This is a genomic window from Pseudomonas sp. PA-1-3F (assembly GCF_021609665.1).
Lineage (GTDB): Bacteria > Pseudomonadota > Gammaproteobacteria > Pseudomonadales > Pseudomonadaceae > Aquipseudomonas > Aquipseudomonas paracarnis.
Window position 1 is genome coordinate 1 of the sequence record NZ_WJZD01000033.1, and the last position, 17,493, is coordinate 17,493.

At 61.2% G+C, this 17,493-nt stretch carries 10 protein-coding genes and 1 pseudogene; 5 read left to right on the forward strand and 6 right to left on the reverse strand.

What is annotated here, in order from left to right:
- The 3 genes from GIV26_RS21445 to GIV26_RS21455 form a co-directional block, all read right to left on the reverse strand.
- Nucleotides 1-410 (reverse strand): lipocalin-like domain-containing protein (locus tag GIV26_RS21445; protein ID WP_329610246.1); only part of this gene is annotated, 410 nt, incomplete at its 3' end.
- Nucleotides 400-2,862 (reverse strand): ABC transporter permease, encoded by a 2,463-nt coding sequence (locus GIV26_RS21450; protein ID WP_054897423.1) that lies wholly within the window; start codon nt 2,860-2,862, stop codon nt 400-402. The genes GIV26_RS21445 and GIV26_RS21450, both read right to left, overlap by 11 nt.
- A gap of 1 nt (nt 2,863) precedes the next feature.
- Nucleotides 2,864-3,532: an ABC transporter ATP-binding protein gene (locus GIV26_RS21455; RefSeq protein ID WP_020301318.1), complete on the reverse strand. Its 669-nt coding sequence runs from the start codon at nt 3,530-3,532 to the stop codon at nt 2,864-2,866.
- A 274-nt stretch (nt 3,533-3,806) separates the two neighbouring features.
- On the opposite strand from GIV26_RS21455, the gene GIV26_RS21460 reads away from it, so the two are divergent.
- The 4 genes from GIV26_RS21460 to GIV26_RS27155 all read left to right on the forward strand — a co-directional run bounded on the left by GIV26_RS21460 (nt 3,807) and on the right by GIV26_RS27155 (nt 8,025).
- Nucleotides 3,807-4,487, forward strand: coding sequence for a histidine phosphatase family protein (locus tag GIV26_RS21460; RefSeq protein ID WP_236282103.1), 681 nt, complete (start codon nt 3,807-3,809; stop codon nt 4,485-4,487).
- 181 nt (nt 4,488-4,668) lie between these two features.
- Nucleotides 4,669-6,324, forward strand: coding sequence for a lipid IV(A) 4-amino-4-deoxy-L-arabinosyltransferase (gene arnT, locus GIV26_RS21465; protein ID WP_236282105.1), 1,656 nt, complete (start codon nt 4,669-4,671; stop codon nt 6,322-6,324).
- A gap of 28 nt (nt 6,325-6,352) precedes the next feature.
- On the forward strand, nt 6,353-7,870 hold the full coding sequence (locus tag GIV26_RS21470) for an ArnT family glycosyltransferase (protein ID WP_236282107.1): 1,518 nt from the start codon (nt 6,353-6,355) through the stop codon (nt 7,868-7,870).
- Between the two features lie 26 nt (nt 7,871-7,896).
- Complete coding sequence (locus GIV26_RS27155; protein ID WP_254989796.1) at nt 7,897-8,025, forward strand: hypothetical protein; 129 nt, start codon at nt 7,897-7,899, stop codon at nt 8,023-8,025.
- A gap of 662 nt (nt 8,026-8,687) precedes the next feature.
- Here the strand turns inward: GIV26_RS27155 and GIV26_RS21475 are convergent.
- Nucleotides 8,688-9,401 (reverse strand): AAA family ATPase, encoded by a 714-nt coding sequence (locus GIV26_RS21475; protein WP_089042199.1) that lies wholly within the window; start codon nt 9,399-9,401, stop codon nt 8,688-8,690.
- Nucleotides 9,401-10,144 carry a hypothetical protein gene (locus tag GIV26_RS21480; RefSeq protein ID WP_054917470.1) on the reverse strand — a complete coding sequence of 248 codons (744 nt, stop codon included), beginning with the start codon at nt 10,142-10,144 and terminating at the stop codon, nt 9,401-9,403. Before GIV26_RS21480 ends, GIV26_RS21475 begins: the two co-directional genes overlap by 1 nt.
- A gap of 450 nt (nt 10,145-10,594) precedes the next feature.
- On the opposite strand from GIV26_RS21480, the pseudogene GIV26_RS21485 reads away from it, so the two are divergent.
- Nucleotides 10,595-10,832, forward strand: a pseudogene (locus GIV26_RS21485) (DUF6124 family protein).
- Between the two features lie 265 nt (nt 10,833-11,097).
- Here GIV26_RS21485 and GIV26_RS21490 read toward each other — a convergent pair.
- Complete coding sequence (locus tag GIV26_RS21490; protein ID WP_236282108.1) at nt 11,098-17,367, reverse strand: non-ribosomal peptide synthetase; 6,270 nt, start codon at nt 17,365-17,367, stop codon at nt 11,098-11,100.
- Between the last annotated feature and the right edge of the window lie 126 nt (nt 17,368-17,493).

Consider the following 17,493-nt stretch of genomic DNA (forward strand, 5'->3'; position numbering starts at 1 on the left):
TTGAACGGCTCTGCCTGAGCCCCCGCCTGGCCGACGCCACCCCGGGCCAGGCGTTCGGCGGCGTAGTGGCGGGTGGCGGAGGTGACGGCGGCGTGGCCGAGCCACACGGTTGAATCGCGCCAGCCCGGTTGGACGGGGCCGGCCTTCAATGCGTTGCGAAACAGCGTCCATTGCACGCCGAAGACATTGCCCTGGGCATCCTTGAGGTTGGCCGTGACGTACCACCATTCGATACGAAAGCCGTCGTGGGGCCCGTGGTCCTCGGGAAAACTGAAGACTTTGCCGGGCACCACTTGGGCAAAGTCCGCCGCATCGCTGCCCAGCCCGGCGAAACTGTCCTCGGGTGCGGGCGCCTGGTCGCAGCCGCTCAGCAGTAACCAGGCGATGCACGCCAATGCCTTAATCTTCATGGGCGAACGTCCTCAACAAATCCGCCGGACGGCTGCGGTACAACTGCCATAAGGGCCAGGCCGACGCGAGCAAGGTGGCAAGCATCGCCAGCCCCAGCAATTGCGCAAGCTGCCCGGGGAATACCTGCAGCGGCAGGCGCCAGCCGAAGGCCTGCACGTTGATCACCGCATCCAGGCACCACGCCAGCAACAGCCCCAGCGGCAACGCCAGGATCAACGTGAGTACCGCCAGCAGCCAGGTCTGGCCGAGGTTGAGCAGCATCAATTGTCGGCGAGTCACGCCCAGCGCCCACAACGGCGCGAGTTGGCCGAGTCGGCTTTGGCTCTGGGTCAGCAGGCTGATGAACAACGCCACGCCGGCGACGCCAAGGGTCAGGCTGTTCAACGCGGCAGTGGCAGCGAAGGTGCGTTCGAAGACCTGGCTGGACCACCCCTTGAGTTGCTGTTGGTCGACGATGCGGCTGTCTTCCAGGGCGAACTCACGCTGCACTTCACGGATCAGCGACGGCACGTCGGCGGGCGCTACCCGTAGGTTGAAGCGTGCCGGTGAGAGCGTCGGCCAATGCGCCAACAGGTGCCGGGCATTGACCAGCAGATGGCCCTTGGGGTTGCCGTAGTCGGCGTAGATGCCGACGATCTTCGGCGCCCAGGTGCCCTGCGGCGTGGGGATGGAAACCGTGTCGCCCAGTTGCACCTTCAGGCGTCGCGCCAGTTGTTCGCTGAGCATCAGGCTGTCGTCTTGCAGCAAGCGGTCCCAGGGCGCGTCCACCGCCTCCAGCAGCGGCCAGTGTTGACGATAAGTGGGGTTGTCGACCACGCCGAACACCTCCGCGGGCCAGCCTTGCAGTTGCACCGCCACCTGCCAGGCGGGCAGTACGGCCTGCACCAGGGGCTGGCGGGTCAACCACGTCTTCAGTTGCTCGGCCTGCTGCGGATTTTGTGGGTTGAGGTACAGCTCGGCGGTGAGGCGTTGCTCCAGCCAATGGGTGAAGGTCTGGCGAAAGCCCGAGGTCATGGAGCCGGCGCCGATATTCGCCGCCAGGGCCAACAGCAACGCCATCAGCGCCAGGCTCAAGGCCGGTAGTTGCTGGCGGCAATCGGCCAGGAACCACTGGCCCAGTACCGAGCGACTACGCCCCAGCACCGCTTTCAATAACCCGTTGAGCAGCACCGGTAATGCCAACGCCGCGCCCAACAGCAAGGCCGCCATCAGCACAAACCCGGCGGCCAGGCTATCGCCCAGCCACAGCGCCAACAACGCGATCGCCAGGGCCGCGGACGCCACCCACCCCTGGCGCCGCAGCCAGCGCCCATGGGCTTGATGCCAGGCTTGGGCGTTGGCCAGCGCCAGTAACGGCAAACGCGCTGCGCGCCACAGGCTGCTGGCTCCGGCGAGCAACGCGCCGAGCAGGCTCACGCCCAGGCCGGCCAGCCACCACCAGGGGCTCAAGTTCAATTGGCCGGCGACTTCGGCGCCGTACAGGCCGCGCAAACTGGCGGCGACATCCGGCAGCAACAGGCTGGCCAGCAGGTAGCCGCTGGCGATACCGAGCACACCGCTCAACACCGCCAAAGCGCCCAATTCGACGCCCAGGCTCAGGATCAACATGCGTGCGCTGACCCCACAGGCGCGCAAGGTTCGCAGCAGGCCGCGGCGCTGTTCCAGGGCCAGGCCGATGGCCGCATGCACGATAAACAGCCCCACCACAAAGGATAAAAAACCCACCGCATCCAGGTTCAGGTGAAAGCTTTCGGTGAGGCGTGACAGGTTGCTGTCCTCGCCCTGCTTGAGTTGCAACGCGGCGGGCGGCGTGGGGTGGTGGGCGGCGAAGGTGTTGTCCAACAGTAGGCGCGACAGGCGCCCAGGCATGTTGAGCAGGGGTTGGGCAAAGCCGATATCGGTCAGCAGCAGGCCGGGCGCCATATCGGCCTGTACCTGCAACGGTGGCAGGCGTTGCCCGGTGGACGTCAGCGGCTGCTCGCCCGCCTGCAGCCCCAGCGCCTCTAACGTTTGCGCAGCGACCCAGGTACGCCCCGGCGGCTCGAAAAACGCCAGCATCTGCGCCTGGCTCAAGCGTTGCCCCGCCACGCTGCCGCTGCCGGGCAACGACACCGGGTCGATGCCCATCAGTTGCAGACGCTGCTGCTCACGCCCCTGGAGCACCACCCGCCCCTGCACCACCGGGGATACCGGCCAGCCGGCGCGGCGCAGCTCGGCAAACAGTGCCTGGGGGAAACTGGCGGCGTCCGGCGCAACCAGGCTGGCTTGGGGTTCGCCACCGATCAATTGGCTGGCACGTGCGTAGCTGTCCCGCGCCTGGCTGTTGAGGGCCTGCACGCCGGTCAGTAGCGCGGTGGCCAGCCACAGGCCGGTGAGCACGCTGAAAAATTGCACCGGATGACGCCGCCAGTGGCTCAGCAACGCGCGCAGCGTCCAGTAAAACAGCGCCATCTCAGCGAGCGTCCATCGGCACGACACGCCCACGGTGCAGCACCACTTGCCGGTCAAGCCGTGCGGCCAGGCGCGGGCTGTGGGTGACCATCAGCAGGCTGGTGGGGCTGTCCCGCAGCAGGTCCAACAGCAGTTGCAGCACTTCATCGCTGGTGGCTTCGTCGAGGTTGCCGGTGGGTTCGTCAGCCAGCAACAAACCCGGCCGCGAGGCCAGCGCCCGCCCGACGGCAACCCGTTGCTGCTGGCCACCGGAGAGTTGCTCGGGGTAACGCCGGAGCAAGTCGCCCAGCCCCAGGCGCTCCACCAATTGCGCTTGCCAGTGCGGGTCGAAACGCCCCGCCAGCCGCGCCTGGAACGCCAGGTTGTCTTCCACGCGCAAGCTGCCGATGAGGTTGAACTGCTGGAAGACCAGGCCGATTTGCGTGCGGCGCCAATGGGCCAGTTGCCCTTCGTTGAGTTGGTCAAGGCGCTGCTCGCCGATGCGGATGCTGCCGGCGTCCACTCGGTCCAACCCAGCCACCAGGTGCAGCAAGGTGCTTTTGCCACTGCCCGATTCGCCCATCAGCGCCAGGCTGCTGCGTTCACCCAGGTGCAGGTCGACGCCAGCCAGAACGGTCAGCGGGCCTTGCGGGGTCGCGTAGTTTTTAACAACACCTTGCACCTGCAACATAAGAACGCTCATCTGAAGGACCAGCAATGAGAATAACGGCTGACGCTCGTGCCTACGCAAATTTTTCACATGGATTTCACCGTCTGCCCATCCACCGAACTTTAAAGTGCCCGCCAACTCGTAGTGACTCACAACTTATTAGTTAATCCAAGTGACACTCCTGACATGCAAGTGTTCAGCAAAAAGACAGCGGAGTTGTGACAGTCTCCTGCCTCACCAAGGGCAACTGCCCAGTTGTGCCGCCTTTTTATAAACACAATAAACAGTGCCGAGGATGAACAGCGTGGCAGACATGATCCTGGCCAATCCCCAACCCAAAAGGTCAAGGTTAAAACGCCTGAGAAAATACCGCCTGCACCTGCTTGGCATCAGCGTTACCGCCTTGTTGTTGACGTTTTTTTTATTCTGGCCCAGCTCGCCCCTGGACCTGGGCGTGGGCAATCGCCTGGTGACCTCCGGGGTGCTCGCCAGTTGGCGTGAGGGTGAGCTGGTGGTGCTGGTGCGCCATGAGGAGCGCTGCGACCGCTCGGCCAACCCCTGCTTCGGCCCTGCCGATGGCCTGACCATCAACGGCACTGAACGCGCTGTTGAACTGGGCAAAGCCTTTGATTCATTGGGCATGGCTCTGACCGACGTGCTCAGCAGCCCCACCACGCGAACCGCCCAGACGTCACTGTTCATGTTCGGCAAGACCGAGCTGTCCCCCGGCCCGCTGGCCATCTGCGGCGACGCCATGGGCGGTGAAATCCTCGGCCACAAACAGCCGGGACGCAACCTGATGCTGATCACCCACAGCGCCTGCATGAGCGACTTCCAGACCAGCCTCGGCTTCCCTCACGCAGCCGCTGCAGAGTACGGCAGCGCACTGTTCGTCAAGGTGCTGCCCAACGGCACCTTCAAGGCCATGGGCACCATGAACAGCGAAGAGTGGACCGCCGCACTTAAACAACTTTAATTACACTTGTTTACATATTAAGCCTTGAGACGTTCAGCAAAATGACAGCCCCACTCTGGCATGTTTAGCCGCGCCTGTTAGTTATGCTCTCCAACAACAACTTAGTGATCCTTACGATGCTTCGCCCTATTAAGTTAATACCGCCATTGCCCGTACTTGAACGTTATGGAGCGATGTGCGCATGCCCCGCATAAACCCTGTGTCCTGGCTATTGCTGGGCGTTGCCGTGTTCTTCCTGTTGCCCCTGGGCTTTCACGGTTTATGGACGCCGGACGAAACCCGCTACGCCCAGGTCAGCCAGGAAATGCTGATGAGCGGTAACTGGGTGGCGCCGCACTTCATGGGCGTGCGTTATTTCGAGAAGCCCGCCGCCGGCTATTGGCTGATCGCCCTTGGCCAGGCGGTGTTCGGTGAAAACCTGTTCGGCGTGCGCATCGCCTCAGTGCTGAGCACGGGCCTGAGTGTGGTGCTGGCCTACCTGCTCGCCCGTCGCGTGTGGAACGAGCCGCGCAAGAGCTTTGCCTGCGCCCTGCTCTACCTGAGTTTTGGCCTGGTGGCCGGGCAAGCCGGGTATGCCAATCTCGACCCGCAATTCACCCTGTGGGTGAACCTGAGCCTGGTGGCGTTGTGGTTTGCCCTGGACTGCCGCACGCCATGGGAACGCCTGGGTGCCTGGGCGGTGTTGGGCGTGGCCTGCGCCATGGGGTTCATGACCAAAGGGTTCCTGGCCTGGCTGTTGCCGGTGTTGATCGCCGTGCCCTATCTGGTCTGGCAGCGGCGCGTCGGTGAGTTGATGCGCTACGGGCCGCTGGCGGTGCTGGTTGCCGTGCTGGTGTGCCTGCCATGGGCCCTGGCGATCCACCTGTGCGAACCAGATTACTGGCATTTCTTTTTCTGGCATGAGCATATCCGCCGCTTTGCCGCCGACAACGCACAGCATGCGCGGCCGCTGTGGTTCTTCCTGCCAATCATGGTGGTGGCGTGCCTGCCGTGGGCTGCCTTGCTACCCGGCACCCTGCTAAAAACCTGGCAGGAAAAGCGCCAGCCGGCGATTGCCTTTCTCGCCCTGTGGCTGCTGCTTCCCCTGGGCTTTTTCAGCCTGAGCAAAGGCAAATTGCCGACCTACATCATGCCGTGCCTGTTGCCCCTGGCCTTGTTAATGGGCCACGGTCTGATCGACCTGATCAAGCAAGGCAAGGCCCGCACGCTAGTCATCAACGGCGCGCTCAATTTCGTGCTTGGCATGACAGCCATGGTGGCGCTGATCTACCTGCAAATCACCCACCCGCTGTACGGCAATAGCCATGCGGAGATGTTCAACCTGTCCCTGACGTTTATCGTGCTGCTGGGCTGGATCCTCGCCAACCTGTTGCAAGCGGTGCGCCCGCTGACGTTGTGGGCGATGCCTGCCCTGGGCATTGGTTTGCTGGTGGCATTGCTACCGGCGGGCATGCCGGCCCTGATCGAAGATAACGAGATGCCCGACCAATTCGTACTGGAACATCTGGACGAACTGCAACCTACCCGTGCTTTGCTGAGCAATGACCTGGGCCTGGCATCGGCCTTGACCTGGCGCCTGCGCCGGCCCGATGTGGCGTTTTATAACACCCAGGGCGAGCTGCGCTATGGCTTGAACTACGAAGACGCGGCACAGCGCAAGGTCACGCCAGACAGTATCCAGGCCTGGTTGGCCGAGGCCCGCCGAGACGGGTCGGTCGGCGTGCTGATGCAGGTCAAGAGCACCAGCGAACACCGCGAAGAAGGGCAGTTGCCGCCCGGCGGCAAACGCTATCGCAAGGGCAACCTGGTACTGACGATTTACTCCCAACAACCTTGAATGCAGCGCCTGCCACGGGGAACATCCCATGAGTTTCTGGAAAACCGAACGCGGCGCCCTGGTGTTACTGCTGGGCACCTCGGCCTTGCTGCTCTTGCTGGGCCTGGGCAGCCGCGACCTGTGGGGGCCGGAAACGCGCTGGGCGAATATCGCCTTGCAGATGCTGCAAAACGGTGACTATTTCGACCCGTATCTCAAAGGCATGCCGTATTACGACAAACCCTTGCCCTCCTACTGGCTGATCACCGGGTTTGCCCATCTGCTCGGCGGCCTCGGCCCGTGGTCGCTGCGCCTGTCATCGGTGATTGCCGCGTGGTTGAGCATCTGGCTGGTGTACCTGATCGGTGAACGCCTGTTTCGAAAAGGCACCGGGCTGATTGCCGGGTGGATGCTCGCCACCACCTTCTACTTCCTGTTCTGGGCCCGCGTGGCCACCGCCGATGTCCTCACCGTGTGCGGCGTACTGGCAGCGGTGTGGTGGTATTGGCGCGGGCCGGATGACACGCGGCTGGGGCGCTACACGGTGTTTTTCCTGTTGCTGGCCGCCACCTCGCTGTTCAAAGGCTTGATCGGCGTGGTGCTGCCAGGGTTGGTACTGCTGCCACACCTGCTCAGCGAACACCGCTACAAACGCCACCTCAACCCGCGCCTGGTGCTGGCCCTGCTCATCGCCGGCGTGGCGTATGCGATTCCCTTTGTGCTGTCCCACCGCTACGGCGCCCCTACTTACGGCGAGAGCGGCCTGGAGCTGGTGTTCCGCGAAAACGTGGTGCGTTTCTTCGACCCCTTCGACCATATGGGGCCGATCTACACCTACCTGATCTACCTGCCGGTCTACACCCTGCCCTGGGCACCCTGCTGGTTACTTGGCCTGTGGCTGGCCGTGCGCAACTGGCGCAAGGCGCCGCCCAACGTACGCTGGCTGGTGTGGGGCCTGGCCCTGTTGTTTGTATTCTTCACCGCCAGCGGCAGCCGCCGCAGCTACTACGTGTTGCCGCTGGTGCCCTTTGCCCAACTGCTCGGCGCCTGGTGGTTGAGTGAGCGCCTGCACAAAAAACCTTCGAGCTGGCCGCGCTGGCAAACAGGTTTTGGCCTCAGCGCAGGCCTGCTCTTGCTGGTGCTGGGCGTGATCTACCCCTGGACCAACGGCAACGGCGGCGTCACCCGCTTCGCCGCCGACCTGCAAGCCCAGGCAGAAAAAAGCGCACCCTGGAACCAATGGCAACTGGTGCTGGTAGAGGTCGACAACAAACTGCCCATGTACCTGCAAAACCACGGCAAACCTTTCTACTACGTCAGCGAAAGCCAGGACTTCCCGCGCCAGGGCGACAGCGCCGCATTCATGGCCTGGCTGGAGAAAACCAGCGGCCAGGGGTTTGATCCGCAACGCACGATAATCGTCGCGCAGTATTCCAAGGACGAGCCCGCGCCGTTGGCGTTCCTGGGGGTAGATCATCAAGTGGTGACGACGCAACCGGATAATGGGGAGCGGTTGTTCAAGGCGCGTGAGGGAGGCAGTGTGGCGTTTGTTCCGGGGACACGCTGAGGTACTTTGTTTGCTGGCCTTTTTTCATGGCGAAGATTCTGGCGGTGTGGCATTTGTTGGCGATTGCCAAGACGACGGTGGATCGCTCCTACCTTGGTATTGATGCAAATACCTTGGTAGTTCAGGCGAACCGGGTCGATGCCATCGCAGCATAGATATCTACACAACTTTAATGCGACGCCGGACCTGTGGCGAGAGAGCTTGCTCCCGCGACGGCCTGACAGCCGACGCTGATATAACTGATGCCCCGCGAACCCATGTGGGAGCTGGCTTGCCTGCGAAGGCGGCCTTAAAGCCAACCAGTATCTCGGGTCAGACCGCGTACATATCGGTTCCTGCGGTAATGGCTGCTATTGGTTCCGCTTTTACAGCGGGTCACTGTTGAAAAGAGCCGGGATGCCGGCCCAGCCAAAAGTAACCAAAAGGCTCTTGCCCCACCACTCGGCACCTCGCCTAGTCTCGGTGTTCCCGTAATCCGACAGCGTGGTTTAACGGGGCGCCTAAGATCAAAAGCAGATCAAGATCAAGAGCGGCTCGCTTCGCATCGTGGTTACCGTCGGCGGCTACAGGCTACAAAGTTGTGTAGATACCTATGGCCATCGCAGGCAAGCCAGCTCCCACATGGGTTCGCAGGGCATCAGTCGAATCAATATCGGCTGTCAGGCCGTCACGGGATCAAGCTCCCTCGCTACAGTTACCGGTCAGTCTCAACTGATAAGCGTCAGCTTGCCCGCTATGGTGATATCTCCATCGAGGACCACTATCGCGGAGAAACCCGTTCCCATCTCGCAGGCATTCAGACACCGATACCAGCATCTCAAGTTCTGGGCAGACTCGCCGCGTGAATAAATGCCTCATCCAAAGTACTGCCGCCGTACCTGCTTAAAAATCCCTCGGCATTGGAAAACCGATTAAAGCGTTGTTGGCTTAGCATGTAAAAGTCATCGCAGTGAGTGACGATCTCGTCAATGTTATGCGACGACACAAGTATCGCCACACCTTCCGCCGTCGCTCCCTCCAAACACCGCCAAATGTGGTAACGGAACTCCGGGTCAACGCCTGCAGTGGGCTCATCCAAAATCACAAGGTCTGCGTTAACGGACAATAACGACAAGGTGAAAAACCAACGCTTTTCGCCATAGCTGCAAAGGGATGATTTCTTCTTCCAGATTTCGCAATAGCGTTCAGCAATACCAGGGCTCCACTTTTCAATTTTCTCCAAGGCGTGCCGCTGGGTAACGCGCGTATCGGAGCAAAAAAGCATCATCATGTTAAAAACATCGAACATTCGAAATACTGGAGGCGTGGCGATGATCTGTGAAAGGTAAAGTAGCTTGGAAAATGAATGTTGCACTTCACCTCCATTCATTTTCTTCAGGCCACAGATCACGTCAAAAAACGTAGTTTTTCCGGAACCATTAGGCCCCAACAAACCTATCATTGTGCCGGCCTCGACTTCCAATGAGGCACTCTTGAATAAAATATGCTGACCGTACCTAACGTCCAGTGCATCCACGATTAGCCGTTTCATCAGTACCGACTCCAAACGGGGTTGATGAGTAAAAATCGGAACACAAACCACCCTGTGACAATGATCATTCCTAAAATCGACGCTACCAATGTAGCGGACCCGGTCACCCCCACCAACATCAGGCGATTGGCCCACCCCATCGGATTAAAAAGATCGATTACGTTAAATAGTGAATACGAGGTGCTAAGGCTACCGATACCCAGCGCCAACATAGAGACTGATAATATGGAGAAAAGAGTATTAGTATTTTGAAAGCCTATGGGCACCAGCGTCAACAATAAGGATGGCGTAGAAAAAAGCAAAAAACACATATAGAAACGACCAACAATAACCAACCACTCTTCCAAGGCCATCAAACCAAAATAGCCCCGCGTCAGCACATAAAATACCGAACAATAAATCAGCGACATAAATGAGTACGCTAAAAACTGCCCAGCGAGAAAGGTGATCTTAGTACGTTTTGTATACACAAAGGAGCGCAAAAAACCACTTTCTCTTCGCCCTACTATATAAAACGCCAAACCAAAAAGTGCCACGCTTGAAGAAATAAAAGCGTAAAACCATGAAGTGGCAGATGCGTAGTCACGTAAAGATTCTCCGCCAGTGTACCCAGCGTAAGTAATCAAGTAGAAGGTTACCACTGGGGATATTACGATCCACAATAGGGCGACCGGCTCTTTCAATTGTTCCTTAATAAAAAGCTTTGCCAGCAAGAAAGGCTTAGATAATGGGTAGATATGCATAGCTCACCTCATGAAATGGCACCATTTTATCCAAGCGAGACAAAAACAAAAAATGCAAACTGAAGTACCACCCATAATCTAGTAGACAAAAAGAAACTTGCAACAAAAGCAATTTACCCTTGTAGGAATTCGGTCACACCCAATTAAGAACTTTCACTCATTAAAATCAGAAAACCAACAATTGTCATAAAGAAGACACAATGAATTAACTTTCACACACCAAATTATTTCCTCATAAAATAACATCTTAGAAGTTGCCAACTTCGGAATTCAACAACCCTTCCCTGGCGAGTTCTCCATAGGAAGCGACGTAAAATTACAAATAAAAAGTAATAAATCCGACAAGTGGTCCGCCGAGTTAGCGCCTTCAAACACTTTAAAAGGCCAGCAAGCCGTGTCCCTCGTTTAGACGCGGCGGGTGTCGTCTCCTATCCAAGGCGGAGCTACAACATGAATAAAGTCCTACCCGATCCACCCCTCGATCCCGCAAAAGACCGTGGCACATCCAACCGCGCCATCGACGACCTGGTTTGAAGATACCTTGCTCTACACCGCCAGCTTGCTCGACAGCGCTTTGGCAACGGCGCTCGATTGTGGTGAGCTGCTGGATAGCCCGGGGCGGGCGAAGATCCTGGCGGTGTGGCATTTGTTGGAGATTGCCAAGACGACGGCAGATCGCTCTCTGTAGGAGCGAGCTTGCTCACAAAAAACTCACAGGCGCCGCGTTTATTCAGGAGGCACGCGTTATCGTTGAGGTTTTTCGCGAGCAAGCGCGCTCCTACATTGGTATTGATGCAAATACCTTGGTAGTTCAGGCGCACCGAGTCGATGCCATCGCAGGCAAGCCAGCTCCCACATGGGTTCGCAGGGCATCAGTTGGATCAATGCCGGCTGTCAGGCCGCTTTCGCGAGCAAGCCCGCTTCCACCGCAAGCTCCCCTCACCACAAGTCAGCTAAATCCGTCGACGGCGGTTGAGTTGGGGGATGGCGGCTTGGGGAGCTTCCACGCGCGGGGCCTGCGCCGCCGTTTTCGCGGCCAGTTGTGCCAGCGTGGGCTGGCTGAACAAGGTGCGGGCGTCCACGTCCAGCCCGGCCTTGCGCAGGCGGGCTACCAGGTTCACTGCCAACAGGGAGTGCCCGCCCAGTTCAAAGAAGTGGTCATGGCGCCCTACCCGTTCGAGCTTCAACACGTCAGCCCAGATCCCGGCCATCAGGGTTTCCATCTCGCCCACTGGCGCTTCGTAGGCTCGGCTAAGCACGGCCTCCAGCCCTGGCGCCGGCAGGGCCTTGCGGTCGAGTTTGCCGGCGGGGTTGAGGGGCAGTGCGTCGAGTTGCACGAAGGCGGCCGGCACCATGTATTCCGGCAGGTGCTCCAGCACATGGTCACGCAAGGCTTGCAGGCTCGGCGCCTGGCCGCGCAGGGTGAAGTAGGCCACCAGGCGCTCATCGCGAATCAATACCGCCACCTCGTGCAGCGCCGGGTGGGCGGCCAGGTGTGCTTCGATCTCTCCCAGCTCCAGGCGCACACCGCGCAGCTTGACTTGGAAGTCGTTACGCCCAAGGAATTCAAGAGTGCCGTCTGGCAGGTAGCGCACCAGGTCGCCGGTGCGATACAGGCGGTCGCCGGGCACGAAGGGGCTTTCGATGAAACGTTCGGCGGTCAGCTGTTCCAAGCCCAGGTAACCACGGGCAACGCCGACGCCGCCGATGTGCAGTTGGCCGCTGATACCCATGGGCACCGGCGCATCATGAGCGTCCAGGACATACAGGCGGGTGTTGTTGATGGCGCGGCCAATCGGCAGTTGCAAGGCGGGCACCGGCGCGCCGGGTTCGAGGGTCCAGGCGCAGCTGTCCACCGTGGCTTCGGTGGGGCCGTACACGTTATGCAAGCGCACCGTGGGCAAGCGCGCCTGCACGCCACGGGCCAAGGCGGCGGTGAGTTCGCCACCGCCGCACACTATATCGGTGAGGCTGGTGCACAGGGCCGATTCGTCCAGGTCCAGAAACTGCTGCAACATGGCGGGCACGAACTGGATCACCCTGATCTGCTGCTCACGAATCACCTGGGCCAGGTACGCCGGTTCACGGTGCCCATCGGGCCGCGCCAACACCAGGCGCATGCCGTTGCTCAACGGCCAGAACAGCTCCCACACAGAACCATCGAAGCTGAACGGCGCGCGCTGCAACAAGGCGCCGCCTTCGGCGTTCGGGCACAGTTGCGAGCCCCAATGCAACAGGTTGCCCAGGCCACGGTGCTCGATCATCACACCCTTGGGCGTGCCGGTGGAGCCCGAGGTGTACATCACGTAGGCGAGATTGGCGACGCTCAAGCCTGGCACGCTTGGATTGTCGATTGGCGCCTGATTCCAGGTGCAGTGGTCGAAGTCGATCAGCGGGATCGAGACATCGCCCACCCCTTCGCGAGTGGCAGCTTGTACCAACAGTGCCACTGGCTGGCTGTCTGTGAGCATGTAGGCCAGGCGCTCGCGTGGGTAACCTGGGTCGAGCGGCACGTAGGCGCCGCCCGCCTTGAGAATTCCCAATAAGCCCACCACCAAGTCCAACCCACGCTCCACGCACAACGCCACCCGCGAGTCCGGTTGTACGCCGTGCTCACGCAAGTGAAAAGCCAGTTGGTTGGCACGTTCGTTGAGTTGGCGGTAGGTCAATGCGTGCTGACCCGCCTGCACCGCAATGGCATCGGGGTTTCGCCGCGCATGGGCTTCAAACAGCGCTTGCACGGTCAGCGTTTGTGGGTAGTCGGTGGAGGTTGCGTTGAAGTCCACCAATAGAGTGTGCAACTGGCTCGCGGGCAGCACCTGCACACCGCGCAGCGGCATATCCGGCGTGCGTTCCAATGCGTCCAGCAGGCCATTCAGCGCGGTGTCGAAGTAGCTCAAGACAGGTTCAGCGCCCACTGTGTCCGGGGCCATGACCTTGAGCCGGAAGCCGCTGGCCGTGTCGTCCACCGTGAGCATCAACGGGTAACTGAGGATGTCTTCACTGCTAAGCAAGGCAATGCCCGGCACAAGGTTCAGCCCAGGGTCCGCCGAGGTGTGACGATAGTTGAGCAAACTGTTGAACAGTTCCGGCACGCCGCTGCGACGCTGGGCCAACGCCAGGGACGCCTGTTCATGGGCGAGCAAAGCGCTCAGTTGCGCGTGAGTGTCGTGCAGCGCATCCGCCACGTTTTTCCCGGCCAGGCGCAGGCGCAGCGGCAAGGTGTTGATAAACATGCCCAAGGCCCGCTCGGCCCCCTCGCCGGCTTGCAAGCGGCCGAGCAGCACGGTACCGAACACCACATCTTCGCGGCCGGCGACACGGCTGAGCACCTGAGCCCAGGCCAGGTGGAAAAGGCTCGCGGCACTGACCCCCAGGGCTCGTGCCTGGCTGCGCAGGCGCAGATTGAGCGCGTCGCTGAGCGAGCGCTGCGCCTCTTCGGTCTCGGCACGCAGGGCCTGACGCTTCTGTAGGCCGAACGCCAAGGTCGGCTCATCGACATCCGCCAGACGCTCTCGAAAGAACGCCTCGTGCGCCGCCTGGCGAGCCGTTGAGCGGGCCTGCGCGACCATGTTGCGATAAGGCACGGGCACAGGCAGCTGCGCCTGTTGACCCAGCAGATGGGCACGAATCTCGTCCACCAGCAGCGTGGTCGACGTGGCATCGTTGACCAGATGATGAAAGCGCAGCCTGGCGACCCAGCGCTGGTGCTGGGGCTCCTCGGCGTAATCCAGGGCCATCAGCGGCGCCTGGCGCAAGTCCAGGGGTTGCGCCGGTTCGCGCAGCACTTCAACTCGCAGCTGCGCCTGGCGCCACACCACCTGCATCGGTTGTTCCAGGGCATCCCACACCAGGCTGGTGCGCAAAATATCGTGGCGATCGATCACCTGTTGCAGGGCACTGGCGAAGGCATCCAGCTGCTCGCGGCGCGCGAAGCTGAACAGCGCTTGTTGCTGGTACGGGTCGTGCGCATCGGTGAGGTGGTGGTAGAGCAACCCTTCCTGCAACGGCGCCAGCGGATAGATATCCTGCACGTTGGCGGCGCCGCCAGGGATGCCGGCGACGATGCGGTCGAGGCTGGTTTGGTCAAGTTCGGCAAGAACGAGCAAATCCTTGGTGATATGGGTGCAACCGGCCGGGATTCGATTGGCCGGCACCGCCTTTTCGTGACCGACACACGCCGCCGCCAGCGCCGCCAGGGTGGGCTGGCCGAACAGCACTTGCACATCGGCGCGCAGGCCGGCCTCGCGCATGCGCTGCACCAGTTGCACCGCCAACAGCGAATGCCCGCCCAGCTCGAAGAAATGGTCATGGCGGCCCACTGGCTGCACATTCAGCAACTCGGCCCAGATCTGCGCCAGTGTGGTCTCCACGCCCTCTTGTGGCGCTTCGAAGCGGCGGGTGATAAAGGCTTCCTGGGTCGGTGACGGCAAGGCTCGGCGGTCGAGCTTGCCGTTGGCGGTGAGGGGCAACGCGTCGAGGCACACGTAAGCCGCCGGCAGCATGTAGTCCGGCAGCGAGGCTTGCAGGTGAGTGCGCAGCACTTCGATTTCCACAGGCTGACGGGGCACAAACCACGCCCATAATTGCCCGTCGCGAAACTGCACCACCGCGTCCTGAAGCGCCGGATGGCTGGCCAGGGCCGACTCGATTTCCCCCAGTTCGATGCGCACGCCACGGATTTTTACCTGGTCGTCATTGCGCCCCAGGTAGTCGAGATTGCCGTCTGGCAGCCAGCGCGCCAGGTCGCCGGTGCGGTACATGCGACCGCCGCTGAAAGGGTCGTCGATAAACCGTTCGGCACTCAACTCGGCACGGTTCAGGTACCCCCGCGCCACGCCCTTGCCGCCGACATACAACTCCCCCGCCACGCCAATCGGCACCGGGCGTTGCTGCGCGTCCAGCAGGTAGACGCGGGCATTGGCGACCGGCGCGCCGATATGCAACGGCTGGCCCACCTCAACGCGCCCCGAGGTCGCCACAACGGTGGCTTCGGTGGGGCCATAGTTGTTCACCACCGCAAACGTCTGCGCCTGGGTGAAGGTGCGCAGGCGGTCGCCGCCGATCAGCAAGGTGCGCAAGGTGGGATGCCCCAGCCCCTGGCTGAACGCATATTCGGCCACAGGCGTGGGCAGGAAACACACATCCAATGGTTGCGAGCGCCACCAGCCGAGCAACGCGTCGATATCTTCCGCGCCTTCATGGGCCGGTGGCAGGTGCAAGGTCGCCCCCACGCACAACGCCGGCCAGACTTCCCAGGCCATGGCATCAAAACCGAAGCCGGCGACGCTGGCAGTGTGGCTGCCCGCATGCAGGTCGAACGCTTGGCAATGCCAGTCCACCAGGTTCGACACGCTGTGATGTTCGACCATCACACCCTTGGGCAACCCAGTGGAACCCGAGGTGTAAATCACATAAGCCAGGTTCGACGGCGTGACGGCAACCTGAGGGTTACTGTCGATGGATGCGCTGCCAGGCTCCAGCGCGATCACCGGTACCGTCGAGACGGGCAGACGCTGGCGTAAATCGCGCTGAGTCAGGATGGCCGCAGGCGCGCTGTCGTGCAGCAGGTACTCCAGGCGTTCGCCGGGATGGGCCGGGTCCAGCGGCACGTAGCAGGCGCCGGCCTTGAGGATCGCCAACAGCCCCGCCAGGGTGTCAAGGCCACGCCGGGCCAGGATCGCCACACGGTCATCGGGCTGTACGCCGAATGCCACCAATTGATGGGCCAGTGCATTAGCCTGGCGGTTGAGTTGGGTGTAGCTCAGTGAGCGGTCCTGATACACCGCCGCAATCGCGTGGGGCGTGCGTGCGGCCTGGGCCTCGATACGCTGGTGCAGGGTTTGCGGCGTAGCGTTGGGCTGCGCGGTGGCGTTCCAGTGCAGTAGTCGGGCCTGCTCCTCGGGCAGCAGCATGCAAAACTCGCCGATGGTCAGCGCAGTGTCCTCCAGCCCCTGCTCCAGCAGCCCGATGAAACGCTGGGCCAACGCCTGCACATCGTGCGCCTGGAAATACGCCTCGTTGTAGACGCAATGCAGCCACGCATTGTCCTGGTAACGGTTGCTGCGCAAGTGAATGGCGAGCGGTAGCGCTTCATGGTGATTGGAGACTTTGATCGCGCGGGCCTGGACCTGACCGAAGCGCAGGTCGTGGTCGTCCGGCTCGAACGATACCGACACGTCGAAGAGTTGCCCGCGATCTGTTCGGCGCAAGCCCAGCTCGCGGTTCATCTCACTCAACGGGAAGCGCTGATGACGAAAATCCTGCTTGAGCTGATCACGGATGCCCCGTACCAGAGCACCGAAAGACACGCCCTCGTTGAACGCAAAACGTACCGCGCTGACCTGGGTGAAGAGGCCCACAGTGGCGCGAAAACGCGCGTTGGAGCGGTTGAGAATCGGCAGGCCCACTCCCCATTCCTGCCGTTGGCTGGTGCGGGTGAAATACACATACATCGCCGCCAGCAACACATGAAAGGCCGACGCCTGGTAGTGGTTGGCAACCTGCTCCATGCGGTTGAGCAACTGCACCGGAAAGCCCTGCACCCAGGTGTTGCTCGACGTCTTGGTGTTGTGCCTGGGGGTGAGCAGCGGCTCGGGCAGCACCTGGTATTTGCCCAGCCAATAATCACGGTCGCGGGCGTAGCGGGCCGATTGCAGGTAGCGTTGGTCGGTGTCGATAAAGTCGATGTAGGAAGGCGCCAGTGGCTCGGTGGCGTGCCCCTGCTCCAGGGCGCTGTAGAGCTGCGCGAGGGATTGCAGCATCTGGCCGAAGCCCCAGCCGTCGAGGATCAGGTGATGAGCCTGGGTACCGAGGCGGTAGTGATCATCATCAAGTTTGACCAGGAAAAAACGGCACAGTGGCTCGCCGCTCAGGGCGTAGGGCCGAGCCATTTGCGCCTGCATCAAGGTTTGGCTTGCCGCGGATGGGTCGGGCAGCGCGGAGAAATCATGCAGCGCCATTTCCACCTTCAGCTCCGGGGCGAATGTTTGCCCAGGCAGGCCATTGGCGTCGGTGTGCAGTTGGGTGCGAAGTGCATCGTGACGGGCCACCAGCAGTGCGACAGCATGCTGCATGTGTTCGGGCTCGACGGTGCCGGCAAAATCCAGATAGCCGCCAATGTTGTACAGCGGCGAATCGCCCACGCGCAGTTGGTCGAGCCAAATGTCTTGTTGGGCGCCAGTGAGGGGGAAGCGGGCCGGCTGGCTGGAGGAATACTGCATAAGATCCTTCTCATGGGGGTCAGGCACTGGCCGCGCAGAGGTGGCCCATTACGCCGAAGTTGCCGGATTGGAGCATGGCCGCCGAGGGGTGTCTGACACCCGAAACCCGGACATTCAAATGGATTG

What these genes read in the sequence shown, in the direction of transcription:
- GIV26_RS21450 (WP_054897423.1), bottom strand. Translation starts at nt 2,862, where the DNA reads ATGGCGCTGTTTTACTGGACGCTGCGCGCGTTGCTGAGCCACTGGCGG.
- GIV26_RS21455 (WP_020301318.1), bottom strand. Translation starts at nt 3,532, where the DNA reads ATGTTGCAGGTGCAAGGTGTTGTTAAAAACTACGCGACCCCGCAAGGC.
- GIV26_RS21460 (WP_236282103.1), top strand. Translation starts at nt 3,807, where the DNA reads ATGAACAGCGTGGCAGACATGATCCTGGCCAATCCCCAACCCAAAAGG.
- arnT (WP_236282105.1), top strand. Translation starts at nt 4,669, where the DNA reads ATGCCCCGCATAAACCCTGTGTCCTGGCTATTGCTGGGCGTTGCCGTG.
- GIV26_RS21470 (WP_236282107.1), top strand. Translation starts at nt 6,353, where the DNA reads ATGAGTTTCTGGAAAACCGAACGCGGCGCCCTGGTGTTACTGCTGGGC.
- GIV26_RS27155 (WP_254989796.1), top strand. Translation starts at nt 7,897, where the DNA reads ATGGCGAAGATTCTGGCGGTGTGGCATTTGTTGGCGATTGCCAAGACG.
- GIV26_RS21475 (WP_089042199.1), bottom strand. Translation starts at nt 9,401, where the DNA reads ATGAAACGGCTAATCGTGGATGCACTGGACGTTAGGTACGGTCAGCAT.
- GIV26_RS21480 (WP_054917470.1), bottom strand. Translation starts at nt 10,144, where the DNA reads ATGCATATCTACCCATTATCTAAGCCTTTCTTGCTGGCAAAGCTTTTT.
- GIV26_RS21490 (WP_236282108.1), bottom strand. Translation starts at nt 17,367, where the DNA reads ATGCAGTATTCCTCCAGCCAGCCGGCCCGCTTCCCCCTCACTGGCGCC.